Raw genomic sequence first — 14,882 nt, 5'->3', positions numbered from 1 at the left:
CGGTTTTCGACCGGGCGCCTCTTCTGGATTGACTGTCCGTTATTAGAGTATTGCGTTTATGTTCCCGATGACTCGCATCGCGGTGACGCTGGCCTTGTTGTTCCCTGCAGCATCAATGGCAGCCGCAGAAGTCAGTACACCCCGAAGTTTGCTTGCCCAGGCCAAAGGCTTGCCGGCTGACTTCGAAGAGCACCTTTTCGATGTACCGCTGGCCGTTCAGGTCGAGCGCAACTCGCAACTGGTGGGTGAAGCCATGGTCGTACTGACCCGCGATGATCGTCTGACCCTCCTTGAGTTCACCGACTTCAACGCCAGCCAGATTCCGGCCAGTGAGCGCGACACCTGGTCGGAGTTTCTCCAGCAAGGAGTGCAACTGGGAGCCTGCACTGGCAAATGCCCCGAACAGTTAATGGCGGTTCATTACAACCTGGAAAACTCCATGGTCTCGTTGCTGACCGCCAGGGCGGAACAGGATTATCAGAAGAGCCGCTATCACGAATTGCCCAGCGGCGGCAGCGGCGGTTTGATTGTGCGCAATCAGCTAAACCTCACCGCCGGCCAGCGAGAGCAAGTTGACGGTCGTTATGGCCTGGAGGCCAGCGGCAGCATCGGCCACTGGAGCCAAACGCTCAACCTGCAACTCACACGCATGGATGGTCCGGACCAAAGTCAGCTCAAACATGCTGTCTATGAAGCCCACACCCAGCGTGAACTGGAAGGTACATTTCTGCGCCTGGGCTATTTCACTCCAGGCTCCGAAGGTTTGACCCGGCAAATTCGCACTTTTGGCGCCAGCCCCGATACCACAGTGGGCATCATGTATGGCAGTTCCGACAGCCTGGTCATCGATCAAGCCAAACCCGGCGTATACCCGGTGTATGTCACCGCCAGTCGTCCGGCAACGGCACAAATCTACCGCAACGGCCTGTTGATCAATTCCCAGCTGGTTGCCGCCGGATTGCAGAGCCTCGATACCCGCCCCTTGCCCAGCGGTATTTACGAAGTCGAGGTTCGCCTGGTCGAAGACGGCCGAGTTAGCAGCACGTCTTCGGAGCTGATCTATAAACCGTCCAACTGGCGCAACTACGACGACCCATGGCGCTATAACCTGTTCGCCGGACGCGAAAGCAAACTGCTGAGCAACTGGGACGACCAGGCCACCGGCGACATGACCGCCGGCGCCTCGCTCAATTACCTGCTGCACCCGCGCGCCATCCTGGGTCTGTCTGCGCGCCAGGTAAAAAACAGGATGCAATGGGGCACCGCCATTGACTGGACGCTGGCCAGCAATCTCACCTTTTATGCCAATCTTTACAAGACTCAAAGCTACGGCACCGGTGTCGACTTTAACGGCCAGTACCACTACGGCCTCGGCAATGTCGTGTTCAACCACAACCGCAGCTGGCTCGACACCCGTAACACCTACGAAACCCTGCCGGACGGCACGCGCCTGCGCACAAAGTCCAGCTATGTGGGCCAGACCAGCACTACCGCCCTGTCCCTGAACCATCGCTTCGGCCTGCAAAGCACCTTGAGTGCCCGCCTCTCCCACAGCAATGGCTATAGCCGCGGCTACGGCCTGGACGTGGGCTGGGCGCAACCCACGCACCTGTTTGGCAGCGACGGTAACTGGCGTTTGTCGGTCTTTGATCGACCCGGCAGCCTCAGTTCCGGCAACAAGCGCAATCGCGGGGTCGACCTGAGCATCAGCCTGGCCCTCGGCGGCCCGGGTGAACGCTGGTCAGCCAGCCTGGGGTCACGCACCGGCCGGGACGGTGAGCGTGACAACAATGCCTCCCTCAGTTACAGCAAAAATATCGAAGGCCACGTCCTGCAAAGCGTGGCTGCCACCGCAAGTACCGATACCTACGGAGTGGGCGTCAATGGCCGGGCGACCTTCCTGACCGACAGCCTCAGCGCCGATACCTTTGTGCAACGCTCGTCTTATAACGGCTACCTAAGCGGTGGCCTTAACCTGGACAGCACCATCGCCCTGAGCGGCTTGACCATGGCCATGAGCAGTGAGCCCTCCGGGCGCGGGGCCGGAATGATCGTCGACGTCGAGTCCGATATCGCCAACATTGCCTTGCGTGCCGATGACCTCAGCGGTGGCAGCACCATGCTGCGCCCCGGCCGCAACTATATTCCCCTCACCGCGTACGAGAGCAGCTCAGTCAGTTTCGACTTTCAGGGCAACCACGTGCCCGCCGCTGCGATCCAGCCACCTCGCGCCCGTTATCACCTGAACAAGGGCGGCGTGGGCTACCGCAAGATCAACGTGGTGAATACCGTCACCGTTCTTGGCCGCTTGATTGACGCGGACGGTAACCCGCTCAAGGGTTATCACATCATCAACACCACCAGCCGCGGCATCAGTGAAGTGGACGGTTTCTTCTCAATGGAGATGAACGCCGGCACTCCCACTCTGGAAGTGCGCAAGGACGAAGCATTACTCTGCCAATTCCGTATCGACATCACCAAAACCCTCAGGCAGAACAATGTGCTGGAAATCGGCGACCTGCGTTGCCATCCCGACACGTTGGCAGAATCGGCTAATAATGTTGAGGCAGCAGGATGAAGCGGAACAATCTGGCGGACTTCAACGTAAAGTGTTTATTGAGTCTGGTACAAAGCCGCAGGCTAAATCGGATGGCAAAAACCGCTGCCGGTATTGTATTGATTTTTGTTTGTGGCCTTGTTGCCCCGCCCAATACTCACGGGGTAGAGATAACAATAAATGCAGAGTTCAAACCTGACCCCGCCTTTCCCAATCGCAATGTATTTACGAATAAAACACCGAATACCGGTCAATATTGCTATTACAACCCTGCTGACTGCGCTTCCAAAGGCGTGTTCGGCATCGCCGCCCCCGTAGTTTTCAGGTCTGCGGTGCCTGTAGTAGCCAATCACACAGATCCGCGTCAAGGTGCGATGGTGACAATCCCGGGAGCATGGCGGACATTAACCGTCAGGCACAACCAGACTCTGGAAACAGAGGAAGTGAAGATCCGTATAACCGGTTTTGGTACAGTACTGAGCATTGACCCCGACACCGTACACACCCTGGTTCCTGGTGCGACAAGCTGGGGGGACGGGCATAACAAACTGTGGTCCGGAAGTAACTGGTCGATACCGCCGTCACCCTGCACCAGAAAATCGACGCCCCTCTACACCGGTGGAAATTTTTGGTTCTTTTGGGGAGCACCGGAGGCCGATGTAACCTGTGCCAAAAAGGCACTTTACAACATCCCAAAGTTGGCATACCACTCTTTGGACTTCGCCTACGAATTAAAGACACCTGATCCATTAGGCATGTCAGCAGGTGACTATTCCGGAAACTTGGCTTACACAATAGGGCCTTACCAGGATTTCAACATGGGTGATTTGTTGATCCCTAACAGCTCCGTGCTGAATCTCAATTTTAACCTGAACGTTCAGCACACCTTAAAAGTTGATATCCCCCCGGGCGGTAATAGGGTCGAGCTGGTTCCCAAAGGCGGCTGGTATCAATGGTTGCTCATAGCTCGAGTACCGGAAACACTTGCCAGCGACCAATCCTTTAGTGTTTCCGCCAGTTCACGTTTCAAGATGCTGTTGAGCTGCGAAAGAGTCATGGGCGACACCTGCGCACTCAGCAACAACGTGAGCCACAACGTGCCGATCAATATATTTGTCAGTCTGCCCGGCGGCATTACCGATTCAAACGGCGCTTCGATCACCCGTAAGCCCTTGCTTACAAGCGGCCAGGGTACTGAACTGTTCCAGCCCAGCCGATATGTGGATGGAAAAACCGGGGTACTGCACTTCGAAATCGAAAAGAAATACGTGAATGAAATGCTCGACCAGGCAGGCACCTATAAAGGAAATGTGACCGTCATCTGGGATTCGGAAGTTTAAGACTCCCGGGTAGTCAATAGAGAAAACAGGAACTTACCATGAAACTTGCAAGTGCCATACTCAGTCTATGGGGTATCTCATTGGGTGCCATCGCGGGCCCCAGTATCAACGTCGGAACCGTCTTTGACTATATGGATGGCGATAAAAGCACCTATTTGAAGCGGGTGTATAACGGCGGCGGCAGCACCGCCTTTGTTCGCGTTTCCATACTGGAGATAGTCTACAAAGCCGACGGCACTTCAGAAGAAGTACCGCTGAAAACCCAAGGCAATGCAGCCATGCGTGATGGCCTGATCGCCAGCCCGGCACGGCTGATAATCCCTGCCAGCGGCACCCAGGGCACCCGCCTGCTGTTCAAGGGGATACGAGACCAAGAGCGGTACTTTCGCGTGCGTTTTGTGCCGGTCGTGCCGGAAAAAGAAGATGAATTTGCCCTTTCCACCGAAGAAACCGACGTCTATAAAAAGACCCTGTCGGCCGGGATCAACGTGCTCGCAGGCTATGGCACCTTCTTTGTTGTACGCCCTGAAAACGCCGGTTTTGATACCCAGATAAACGACACCGCACAACAGTACTCAGTCAAAAACAACGGCAATACCATCATGCTGCTTGATGAATTCAAAGATTGCTCCGTCCAGAACCCGCTGGAGTGCGAGCCCGTTACCAAAAACCATATCTTGCCGGGTCGCCTGTTCAGCTTTACCAAAAAAGCTGGCCGTCATTATCGCTTTATCCTGATTGAGGGCAGTAACAATAAACCCATGGAGGTTAAAGGCTGATGCATCTATCTGCGTGCAAAATCTCATGCCTGACTGTCGCGGCAAGCCTGGCACTCTGGATGCAAGCGGGGTTTGCAGCGCGCGAAGAACACATCTTTGAAGTGAGTGTCACTATTCCGACCCCGGACTTCTATATATTGCCCGTGGAGTCGCAGTTTCTTGAACGCACACAAATAATGAAGTGGAACCTTGCCCGCGGGTATCTGGAGCCCCTGCAGGCATCATTCGATGTACGCAGTCGCAGTGGCGCCATTACCGCACGCCTGGGCCATGAATCAATACTGTCCAACGGACGGGATCTGATCAGCCTGCGGGTCAAGTTCAATGGCCACGAACTTGCGCTGACCGACACAGTGGTCGTGCCCGACAACGAAGCCAAAACGGGTTACAGGGTTCCCTTACGAATCGAGGCGATCAAGCCTGAAACAGGTTTTAAGCCAGGGGCATACTTTGGCAGTGTCCAAATCATGTTTGATGGGCCGACGCCTTCTGCAGCTCAATAAACAGCACTCAGGTAATAGCATGAAGATTAAACCCTCCAGGGCCTCTGTCATTGACCACAACCCCACCCGTTTGAATAACGCACCATTCTCAATATATCGGCAAACTTGTGTATTGGCCATTTTTGTATTGACACTTGGTTTTCTTCAGCCTGTGTATGCTGCGAACGTCAATGTGCGGGCCGAGTTCAAGCCCGACCCGGCACTTCCACACCAAAATACATTCACAAACAAAACACCCAGCAATAGCCACTACTGCAGCTACGTGCCTCAAACCTGTATCAATAAAGGCATTATCAGCATTTCCGCCCCTATTTCCTTTCGCAACTCCAGCCGGATAATTGCCAACAACCCAGACCCCAGGCAAGGCATGATGATTCGGGCAAACAGTGATTGGCGTACTCTGATCGTCACCCATGCTCAAACGCTGGAAACTGAAGAGTTACAGGTTCGTATCACCGGCATTGGAACATATACATCTATCGAACCACAGAACATCCATACCTTGGTACCCAATGCAAGCAGCTGGTCGGATGGTCTCAATAAATTATGGGTGGGAGGTTATTTATGGCGGGGGGCTGGCACCTGCATTGGTGCGACGACATTCGTCGCTAACTGGTTCGGAATCCCGATCTACTGGACAACACCTGTCTCCGGAGCAACCTGTAGTAGAGCAGCACTGTACGACATCCCCAACTTCACTTATCGAACCCTGGACTTCTCTTATGAAATGAAGACGCCCAACCCACTCGGAATGTCATCGGGTGATTATAATGGTGAAATCAACTATACCGTGGGGCCTTACCAAGACATTGACATGGGAGACAATATGCTCCCCAGCGACAATATACTCACGATCAAATTCCTGCTTAATGTCCAGCACACCCTTAAAGTGGATATTCCACCCGGCGGCAATAAAGTAGAACTGACACCCAAGGGTAGTTGGCAAGAATGGATGCAAAATGGCCGCACGCCCGAGAAACTTTTTCGGGATCAGCCTTTCATGATTTCTGCCAGCTCACGTTTCAAGATGCAACTGGCCTGTGACCGGTTGGTAGGCGATACCTGCGCAATCAGCAATACCAGCAGCGGCCACTCAGTTCCAGTCGATGTTCTGGTCAGCATGCCCAATGGCATCGGCAATGATGATGACTCCTCGGTCTCTCGAGAACCCCTGAGGGCTTCAACTGGACTGCTGTTCAAGTCCACGCACTATGTCGATAACAAGCCATCCACGCTGCATTTTGAAATACAAAGGCAGCATGTCCTGCAGATGTTGTCCGAGCAAGGCAAGTATTCCGGGAATATCACGGTAGTCTGGGACTCCGAAATCTGACTCGGGCTAATCAAACGGACTAGTCCGGCTCAGGGATTGCACCCGTGCTGCGCGCTTTCATGCTGGCGCCTTGATCCGTATTTTTACGACGAGGCCCATATGGAGCTTGCCCTGACAGACGAACAGCGAATGATTCAGGCATCCGCCGAACGTTTTTTGAACCAAGTGGCCAGCTCCGCTGCGGTGCGCACGGCCATGACCAGCGATCAGGGGTACGACACCGCTACCTGGGCGCGAATGGCCAGGGAGCTGTATTGGCCCGCACTGGCGATCCCCGAGGCCTATGGAGGTCTTGGCCTGGGCTTTGTCGAAGTCAGTCTGCTCCAGGAACAGCTCGGGCGCTGCCTGCTGCCCACACCATTCTTTGCAACCTGCTGCCTGGCCACCCCTGCCCTGCTGCTCAGTCGCAATGAAGCACTCAAGGAACGCTGGCTGCCGTTGATTGCCGCCGGTGAGATTCGCGCCAGCCTCGCCTACACCAGCGCGCCTCGCTGGGACGACAGCGCCGTGCAGGTGTATGCGCAGAGCCATGCGGGGGGTTATCGCCTCAATGGCGAGTATCACTATGTGATCGATGGCAGCGATTGCCAGCTGTTGATCATTGCCGCACGCACGCCGGGCAGCGTCGGCGAAGCCGGTATCCGCCTGTTTGCACTGCCTGCCGATACTCCCGGGATTGTTTGCCAGTGGCAACCGACACTGGATCAGACCCGCCGCCTGGCTACCATCACCCTGAACGATGTAGTCGTCCACGACGATCAGTTGCTCAGCGAACCCGGGCAAGGCTGGCCGATGCTGCGCGATGTGCTGCAGATAGCCTGTGTTGGCCTGGCGGCCGAGCAGACCGGTGGCGCACAGCAGTCGCTGGACATCACTCTGGCCTATATCAGCGGCCGCGAACAATTTGGTCGCACTATCGCCAGTTTCCAGGCCATCAAGCACCGCTGTGCCGATTTGATGCTGGCCATCGAATGCGCGCGCTCGGCCAGTTACTACGCTGCCTGCATCGCCGCCGAGTGCCTGAATATCGATGGTGATCCGGGTATCCGTGAGCAACTTGGGGAAGCCGCGGCCACTGCGAAAATTTTTGCCAGCGAAGGCTTTTTCCAGTGTGCCGCCGAGTCCATCCAGTTGCACGGTGGCGTGGGTTTTACCTGGGAATACGACCCGCATCTGTATTTCAAGCGAGCCCGGGCCAGTGAGCAGATGCTCGGCACCCCGGCGTTTCATCGCGAGCAATTGGCCCGGCAGATTTTCGGAGAGTGCACATGAATATCGGTTTTAGCGCAGCAGATGAGCAGTTTCGCCAACAGGTTGCGCAGTGGATGCAGCAGCACCTGAGCGGTGACTTTGCAGCTTTGCGCTTTCGCGGTGGCCCGGGGGATGAGGACTTTGCTCCCGGGTTGCGCAAGCGCTGGGAACAGGTCTTGGCCCAAGGCCACTGGGTGGGTGCTGGCTGGGCCACCGAGCATGGCGGCCGTGGCTTGAGCATCAGCCAGCAAGTGATCTTTTTCGAAGAGTACGCAAGGGCGGGTGGCCCGGGACGTATGGGCCATATCGGCGAAGGGCTGGTAGGGCCGACGATTGCGGCCTTTGGCAGCCAGGAACAGCAGCAACGTTTTTTGCCGCCGATACTGGCGGGCCAGCACTTTTGGTGTCAGGGCTACTCCGAACCGGGTGCCGGGTCGGACCTGGCCAATATAAAGACCCGCGCCAGTTTCGATGAAGACCGCGGGCAATGGTTGATCAGCGGGCAAAAGGTCTGGACCTCACTGGCTCATGAATCGGACTGGTGCTTTGTGCTGGCACGTACCGAGCCGGGAAGTGTTGGCCATCGCGGCCTGTCGTTCTTGCTGGTGGAGATGGACCAGCCGGGTATACGGGTACAGCCGATCCGGCAATTGACCGGTACCAGTGAATTCAACGAGGTTTTTTTTGATCAGGCGCGGGCTTCGGCAGACAACCTGATCGGCCAACCGGGTGATGGCTGGAAAATCGCCATGGCGCTGCTGGGGTTTGAACGCGGGGTATCGACCCTGGGCCAGCAAATGCAGTTTCAGAATGAGTTGGACGAAGTGGTGCGTATTGCCAAGGCCAATGGTGCGGCGCAAGACCCGGTGCTGCGCCAGCGCATCGCACAGGCCTGGAGCGGCTTGCGGGTGTTGCGCTACAACTCGTTGCGCATGTTGTCCGGGGTACAGGATGGCAGCCTGCGGCCTGAAGCGACGATCTACAAACTGGCCTGGTCGACCTGGCATGTGGCCCTGGGCAAGCTGGCGATGGATGTACTGGGGCCAGAGGCCGAGTTGCTGGCCGGGGCGCCTTATGAGCTGACACGGTTGCAGGCGCTGTTTCTGTTTACCCGTGCGGATACCCTTTATGGCGGCAGTAATGAGATTCAGCGCAATATCATTGCCGAACGAGCGCTGGGGATGCCGCGGGAGGCCCGGTAGACGGGCTGAGAATCACAAGCCCTCTCATCCCGCCCCTCTCCCTCCGGGAGAGGGTTGCCGTGAGGGCCCGGGTCAAAAGGTGTACTTGCCATTGAACGACAGGTAATCCCGATCCGCCATTGTCCGTCCCTGGGCAATATCGGCCGAGCTCAAATACGCCACATAAGTCAGCCCCAGCTGAAAGTTGCCCAGGTACTTGAAATCACCACCCACTGTCAGACGCTTTTCAGCACGGCCCAACCCCGAATAGGCACTGCCGTCAATGTTCTGGGTCCAGGTGGCCTTGGTGGTCAAGTCCCAGCCGTTGAATACGCTGGGGTGATCGAAATAGGCGCCGATCCCCAACAGGCTTGAACCCCGTGTTTGACCGTCATACACATATTTATTGAAAGTCCCGTCCGTGCCCGCCCCGCCACCGCTAATGGTCAGGTCATCCACGCCCTGGATGCGCTGGTGCACCACCTCGGTCATCAGGGTGGTCTGCTGCGCCATAAACGTCGGCCCGATCATGTACACGGCATTCAGGTTTCCCTGCCACACCTGCCCCCGCGCCGGCGCACCGTTGCTCAGGTACACCGCCGCGCCGTCGCGATAGCTCAGGTCACCGGCGAACTGCACCGAATCACCGGCTTTGGTGGTGAAACTGATGCCGGTGAGCTTGATGTTGTCAAAGTAACCCAGCTGGTAACTCGGGCCATTGCCGTTGCCACCCACTTTGTTCAGAGACGAGTAATGGGTCTGCCCGGTAAAGTCGAAGAACAGTGCCGGGACGCGGTCGTGATAACTGTAATGAAACAGGCCGACCTCGGTGTTTTGCGTCACCCGGTATCGGGTGCCCAGGCCCCACTCGCCGCTGTCGCCCGGTTTGACCGAGCCGGCGTAGCCGACTGCGGCCCCGTTGGGCAGGTTGTCGACGATACCCGGGGCGAGCCGGAAAAACTCGGCCCCCGGGCCAAAGGTATCGCTGCCAAAGTAGTCGCCCACGGGGTTGAGCTGGGTTTCTTCCCATTTGTACTGGTAGAACCCGAGCAGGGTCAGGTCTTCGTTCACTGACCACGCGCCCGATATCTGCCCCACCGGCAAGTAGGCATCCTTGGCTTCGGTGCCGGGCACGTTGAACTTGGTCGAATCCACCGGTGCCTGGCCCTGGCTGATGTTGGGCCAGAACAGGCTCTCGCCCCAGGCCACCAGATGCCGCCCGGCCTTTAGTGACAGGTACTGGTCGTCATTGACGGTAAAGTCGCCATACACATAAGCATCCAGCAGCCGCGCCTTGCTGCCGCTGAGTTTGCGCGTGTCCTGGCTGAAGTCGTTGTAGCGTCCGGTCTTGTTCACCGTGTCCGGTGAGTCGTTGTCGTTGCGCTGGTGGTAGACCTCGTCATAGAAATGACTGCCGCGCACCACGGCGCCGAGGTTGTCGTGCTTGAGCATCAACTCGCCAAATACGCTGACCCGGTTGTTGATCAGCGAGCCGCGCTTGAAGTTGCGCGTGGCATCATCGTAGTTGATGTTGTTCAGGTATTCGTGATCCGGTTTTGCGATACGCATCGAGGCCGTGTAGTTGACGGTCAGGGAAGAGTCGAGGGTGGTGTTTTCGCCCAGCTCGAGGGTAGGTGCCGCCAGGGCCAGACCGCTCAGCCCCGACAATAAACCGGTCCCGACAACACGCGTGTATTGCTTGAACATGCCTTGCTCCTTGTTATTGTTGTTTTGCTCCGCCCGGCCACCTGCGCACAGGCAGGGCCCGTGGCAGACAGCAGGATGGCGTCAGGGCGTTACTTGCCGGCCCGACGTGCCGCTTCGGGGCCAAAATCGCCAGCAGCAAAACCGCCTTTGTTCAGCACATAGCCGTTGCGTTGTTCGTTGATCAGGTTGAAGGCCAGATAACTGCCAGCGTTCAGGTCGTGATACAGGCCAACACCGGCCTGCCAGGTTTGCGTTTCCGGGGCATAGAAGTAATTGACCATCGAGGTGCGCCACAACTCGCCGCGGTTGTCGTAGTTGTCACCCATGATCGGGAACCAGCTGTCTTCGTCGATATACAGCGTGCGCTTGCCATATAGATGGCGGTTGCCCGGCTTGAGCACACCTTCAAGCACCCACACACGATGCAGCTCGTAACGCATGTTGTCAGGGTTGATATGCCCGGGGGTGAGCATGCTCGCGTACTTGAGGTCATTAGCGTGCAGGCGTGCTGTGTTGTAGGGGATATACAGCTCTTTTTTACCGACAATGTTCCAGTTGTAGCGCTGGGCCGAGCCGTTGAAGATGCGCACTTCGTCGACGGTGATCGAACCGCCGGAGCCCGGGAAGGCCATGTCGAAACCGTAACCCGGCGACTGCCGCACACGCCGCGTACCCGGGTCGTAGCGCCAGCTCTGGCGCGGTTCGGTCTTGTCGTTCCAGTACTCGGTACCGGTATTGATTTCACCCTTGTCGCGCTGTGGCAGCAGGGTTTCGTTAAGGTAGAAAGACGAATTGCCCGCCGTATCGCCGATCTTGCCCGGCTCCAGCCCCGGCGCCATGTTGCGCGAGTGCACGCGGCCCCAGTTGATATTGCCGTCCTTGAGCACATAAGCGTTGTCCGAGGTGTATTCCTCGGTCCAGGCACGCACGGTAAACAGCGAGGCATTTTTCAGCAGCTCGATACCGTTTTGCGGAATGGGGAATGCCACGCCGCCAGTGCGGGCCACCACGCCTTCGCCATCATCGACCAGCTTGGCGACCGAGGCGTTTTCCAGAGTGGCCTTGCACACCGTGTCAGAAAAACGAAAGTCACGGTGCGAAGGGTAAACCGGCATGCGGAATGTTTGCGGATAGAGTTTGAACAGGGCCTTTTGCCCCTCGGACAAGTGCCCGTCGTACTGACTGAGGTTTTGCGCGGTGATCACAAACAGCGGCTTTTCGTTGGGGTAAGGGTCTACGGGATGCTTGCCCGTGCCCTCGAACTTCATCCCCGGTGCCGCGCCCAGCCATTGGCCGCCAAAAGCAGGGATGGTGCCTGCGGCGTTACCCGCCTTTTCGGCGCCGACACAGGTCAGGTCCTTGCCCAGCCGGGTGATCTGGTCGGCAGGGGCCTGGGCCAGCGCCAGAGCGCTGTAACCCTGCAATGCCAGGGCAACTGACAGCCAGCCGCCCATATGGGTGATGCGTCCCATGGAGTTCTCCTTTTTATTGGTCATGCACATTTACTGGTGGGAGCGGGCGTGCCCGCGATTGGATCGACGTGGTCTGGCTGATACATCGCGGCGCCTGAATCGCGAGCAAGCCCGCTCCCACCTGAAACCTGGCGCCCACTCACGCTCTGGCTGATTGCGCAATCGTGAGCATCGCGGGTTCCACCAGCGGCTTGCCCAGGTTGAACCACGCAGCCAGTGCCGGCAGCAGGAAGATCGCCCCCAGCACGTTGACCATAAACATGAAGGCCAACAGCACACCCATGTCGGCCTGGAACTTGAGGGGCGCAAATACCCAGGTGCACACCCCCAGCGACATGGTCAGCGCGGTAAACACCGCCGCCGTGCCGCGCTGGCACATGGCGCGGTAGAAGGCTTCGCGCAGGTCATGCCCCGCGGCCATCTCATGCTCGATGCGCTCGTACAGATAGATGCCGTAGTCCACCCCTACCCCCACACCCAGCGCCATTACCGGCAAGGTCGCGACCTTGAGGCCAATACCCAGCAGGGCCATCAGTGCATTGCACAGCACCGCGACAATCGCCAAGGGCACCAGAATGCACAGCACTGCGCGCACCGAGCGAAAGGTCAGCAGGCAGAACAGCGCCACCGACACAAACAACGCCGCCAGCATCACCACTTCGGCCTGCTTGACCGCTTCATTGGACGCCGCCATCACGCCGATATTGCCCCCCGCCAGCTTGAACTCCACCCCCGGCACGGCAATCGCAGCGATAATGCGCCTGGCCTCATCCAGCACATGGGCCACGGTGGCGCCTTCGTGGTCGGTCAGGAACACCAGGATCTGCATTTTCTGGCAGCCGTCCGTCACCAGCCCCGAGTCCGGTGAATAGGCGTAGGCGCCCTGTTGCAAGCCCTGGGCGGAACCGGGGATGGCCGCCCAGCGCGGGTTGCCTTCGTTGTTGCCGGCAATCACCTGCTTGCTCATCCCCGCTACGCTCTGCACCGATTGCACACCGCGGACTTCACGCATCTTGAAGTCGAATGTTTCCACCGCTCGCATGACGGCCGGGTCCAGGCAGGCTTCACTGCGATCGCGAATGGTCAGAAACACCGATAGCACATCCAGGCCGATGGCGTAACTGCTGATGATTTTCTGGTTGTCCTGGTTGTAGCGCGAGTCGGCCCGCAGCTCCGGCGCGCCGGTGCCGATATCACCAGTGGCCAGTTCGCGGGCCTTGATCGCGCCTGCCGCCAGCAGCAGCAGGCTCAGGGCAAACACCCAGAGTGCCGGTACCGGTGTGGCCAGCGCCGACAATCGCCACCACAGGGGGTGACGCGAGCTGGCAATGCGCGCCCTGACCGTCATCAGGTGCGGCTCGAGTTGCAGATGGGCGATGAGCAGCGGCAGAACGATTTTGTTGGTGATGATCATCAGCATCACACCGATACAGGCCGTGACGCCCAGCTCGTGGACGATGGGGATATCGATCAGCATGATCACCCCGAAACCCAGGGCGTTCATCAATAACGCCAGCGCACCGGGAATGAAAATCTTGCTGAACGCCACCTTGGCCGCACTCACCGAATCACTCCCGGCGAGCACTTCCTGCTTCCAGGCGTTGGTCATTTGCACGGCGTGGGACACACCGATGGAGAAGATCAGGAACGGCACCAGAATCGACATCGGGTCGATACCCAGGCCCAGCAACGGCAGCAGGCCAAGCAACCAGATCACCGGCAGCAAGGCGACAAACAGCGCCACCAGGGTCAGGCGTAACGAGCGTGAATACAACCACAGCAGCGCAGCGGTGATCAGAAATGCGATGGCAAAAAAGCCCATCACCGTGTTCAGCCCTTCGACCACGTCGCCGACCAGTTTGGCAAAACCCACGATATTGATTTCGATATCGTCGCTGGCGTATTTGGCGCGGATGTCTTCCAGGCCACGGGCAATTTGTATGTAGCTTACGGGCTGGCCGGTCTTCGGATCGATGTCCTGCAGGTCAGCGCGCACCAGCGCGGATTTGAGGTCATTGGCCAGCAGCCGGCCGATCTGCCCGGAGCGTGCGGCATTACTGCGTACCTGTTGCAAATCTGCGGGGGTGGCGGCGTATTGCGGCGGCACCACCAGATCACCGACATAGCCGTCTTCAGTGATTTCGATATAGCGCACGTTGGGGGTAAACAGCGAGGTGACGCTGGGGCGGCTGACCCCGGAGAGATAAAACACGTCATCGGTGACGTTTTGCAGGGTCTGGAGAAACTCGGGGTTATAGATATCCCCCTCGCCTTTCCAGTGCACGCTGACCAGCAGGCGATTGGCGCCGGTAAAGATACGGCTGAAGTCCAGGAAGTTGATCATGTAGGCATGGCGCACCGGTATCTGCTTGTTGAAACCGGGGTCCAGGCGAACCTGGGTGGCGCTGTAGCCCAAGGCCAGGGTGAGCAACAGAAAAAAGCCGAGCAAGGCTTTGCGCCGGGCCATCAACTGCTCGGCGCAGCGTTGCACAGCCGATGACAAGACAAAAGCGCCCATGCTCGCGGTCCCTCGCACACTGGTTGAAAGTGATCGCGATAATCAGACGGGGCCGGGCCTTGAACATCGTCCGTAAGGGTTAGGCTGTTTGAGGGATGGGGCAACTGCCCCTGTAGCTGCCGAGGAACGAAGGCTGCTGCAGGAACACTGCAACTGTGGGAGCGAGCCTGCTCGCGAAGGTCGTTCGCGAGCAGGCTCGCTCCCACAATAGGGCTTGACCTGCAACAGAGTATCTACAGAG

At 57.8% G+C, this 14,882-nt stretch carries 10 protein-coding genes; 7 read left to right on the top strand and 3 right to left on the bottom strand.

From position 1 onward, the window contains the following. Positions 1-58 precede the first annotated feature (58 nt). The 7 genes from QN377_RS14025 to QN377_RS13995 all read left to right on the top strand — a co-directional run bounded on the left by QN377_RS14025 (position 59) and on the right by QN377_RS13995 (position 8,965). Positions 59-2,578, top strand: a complete 2,520-nt coding sequence (locus QN377_RS14025; protein ID WP_095021349.1) for a CS1-pili formation C-terminal domain-containing protein — start codon at positions 59-61, stop codon at positions 2,576-2,578. A gap of 71 nt (positions 2,579-2,649) precedes the next feature. Continuing rightward, positions 2,650-3,897: a hypothetical protein gene (locus tag QN377_RS14020; RefSeq protein WP_301448612.1), complete on the top strand. Its 1,248-nt coding sequence runs from the start codon at positions 2,650-2,652 to the stop codon at positions 3,895-3,897. A gap of 38 nt (positions 3,898-3,935) precedes the next feature. Then, positions 3,936-4,676, top strand: coding sequence for a pilus assembly protein (locus tag QN377_RS14015; protein ID WP_095024488.1), 741 nt, complete (start codon positions 3,936-3,938; stop codon positions 4,674-4,676). Beyond that, a complete protein-coding gene (locus QN377_RS14010) occupies positions 4,676-5,179 on the top strand; it encodes a CS1 type fimbrial major subunit (protein WP_301448611.1) in 504 nt (167 codons plus the stop codon). Before QN377_RS14015 ends, QN377_RS14010 begins: the two co-directional genes overlap by 1 nt. Positions 5,180-5,198: 19 nt before the next feature. Beyond that, positions 5,199-6,512, top strand: coding sequence for a hypothetical protein (locus QN377_RS14005; RefSeq protein WP_301448610.1), 1,314 nt, complete (start codon positions 5,199-5,201; stop codon positions 6,510-6,512). 99 nt (positions 6,513-6,611) lie between these two features. Beyond that, a complete protein-coding gene (locus QN377_RS14000) occupies positions 6,612-7,784 on the top strand; it encodes an acyl-CoA dehydrogenase family protein (RefSeq protein WP_095018863.1) in 1,173 nt (390 codons plus the stop codon). After that, complete coding sequence (locus tag QN377_RS13995) at positions 7,781-8,965, top strand: acyl-CoA dehydrogenase family protein (protein WP_095018862.1); 1,185 nt, start codon at positions 7,781-7,783, stop codon at positions 8,963-8,965. Before QN377_RS14000 ends, QN377_RS13995 begins: the two co-directional genes overlap by 4 nt. A 72-nt stretch (positions 8,966-9,037) precedes the next feature. Here the strand turns inward: QN377_RS13995 and QN377_RS13990 are convergent, their stop codons facing one another. From QN377_RS13990 to QN377_RS13980, 3 genes are all read right to left on the bottom strand, one after another. Beyond that, a complete protein-coding gene (locus tag QN377_RS13990) occupies positions 9,038-10,651 on the bottom strand; it encodes a DUF1302 domain-containing protein (protein ID WP_322213133.1) in 1,614 nt (537 codons plus the stop codon). Between the two features lie 89 nt (positions 10,652-10,740). Further along, complete coding sequence (locus tag QN377_RS13985) at positions 10,741-12,123, bottom strand: DUF1329 domain-containing protein (RefSeq protein WP_322213134.1); 1,383 nt, start codon at positions 12,121-12,123, stop codon at positions 10,741-10,743. A gap of 139 nt (positions 12,124-12,262) precedes the next feature. Beyond that, the gene (locus tag QN377_RS13980; protein WP_322213135.1) at positions 12,263-14,641 is read right to left on the bottom strand and encodes an efflux RND transporter permease subunit; all 2,379 of its coding nucleotides are present in this window, start codon (positions 14,639-14,641) and stop codon (positions 12,263-12,265) included. Between the last annotated feature and the right edge of the window lie 241 nt (positions 14,642-14,882).

This window comes from Pseudomonas sp. CCC4.1, from assembly GCF_035019225.1.
In the GTDB taxonomy this organism is placed as follows: Bacteria; Pseudomonadota; Gammaproteobacteria; order Pseudomonadales; family Pseudomonadaceae; genus Aquipseudomonas; species Aquipseudomonas bubulae.
Note: the sequence above shows the minus strand (reverse complement) of the source record. Positions and strands in the feature narration are given on the sequence as shown.

Bases quoted from the DNA above. Each gene is read 5' to 3' on its own strand.
- QN377_RS14025 (WP_095021349.1), top strand. From the start codon at position 59: ATGTTCCCGATGACTCGCATCGCGGTGACGCTGGCCTTGTTGTTCCCT.
- QN377_RS14020 (WP_301448612.1), top strand. From the start codon at position 2,650: ATGGCAAAAACCGCTGCCGGTATTGTATTGATTTTTGTTTGTGGCCTT.
- QN377_RS14015 (WP_095024488.1), top strand. From the start codon at position 3,936: ATGAAACTTGCAAGTGCCATACTCAGTCTATGGGGTATCTCATTGGGT.
- QN377_RS14010 (WP_301448611.1), top strand. From the start codon at position 4,676: ATGCATCTATCTGCGTGCAAAATCTCATGCCTGACTGTCGCGGCAAGC.
- QN377_RS14005 (WP_301448610.1), top strand. From the start codon at position 5,199: ATGAAGATTAAACCCTCCAGGGCCTCTGTCATTGACCACAACCCCACC.
- QN377_RS14000 (WP_095018863.1), top strand. From the start codon at position 6,612: ATGGAGCTTGCCCTGACAGACGAACAGCGAATGATTCAGGCATCCGCC.
- QN377_RS13995 (WP_095018862.1), top strand. From the start codon at position 7,781: ATGAATATCGGTTTTAGCGCAGCAGATGAGCAGTTTCGCCAACAGGTT.
- QN377_RS13990 (WP_322213133.1), bottom strand. From the start codon at position 10,651: ATGTTCAAGCAATACACGCGTGTTGTCGGGACCGGTTTATTGTCGGGG.
- QN377_RS13985 (WP_322213134.1), bottom strand. From the start codon at position 12,123: ATGGGACGCATCACCCATATGGGCGGCTGGCTGTCAGTTGCCCTGGCA.
- QN377_RS13980 (WP_322213135.1), bottom strand. From the start codon at position 14,641: ATGGGCGCTTTTGTCTTGTCATCGGCTGTGCAACGCTGCGCCGAGCAG.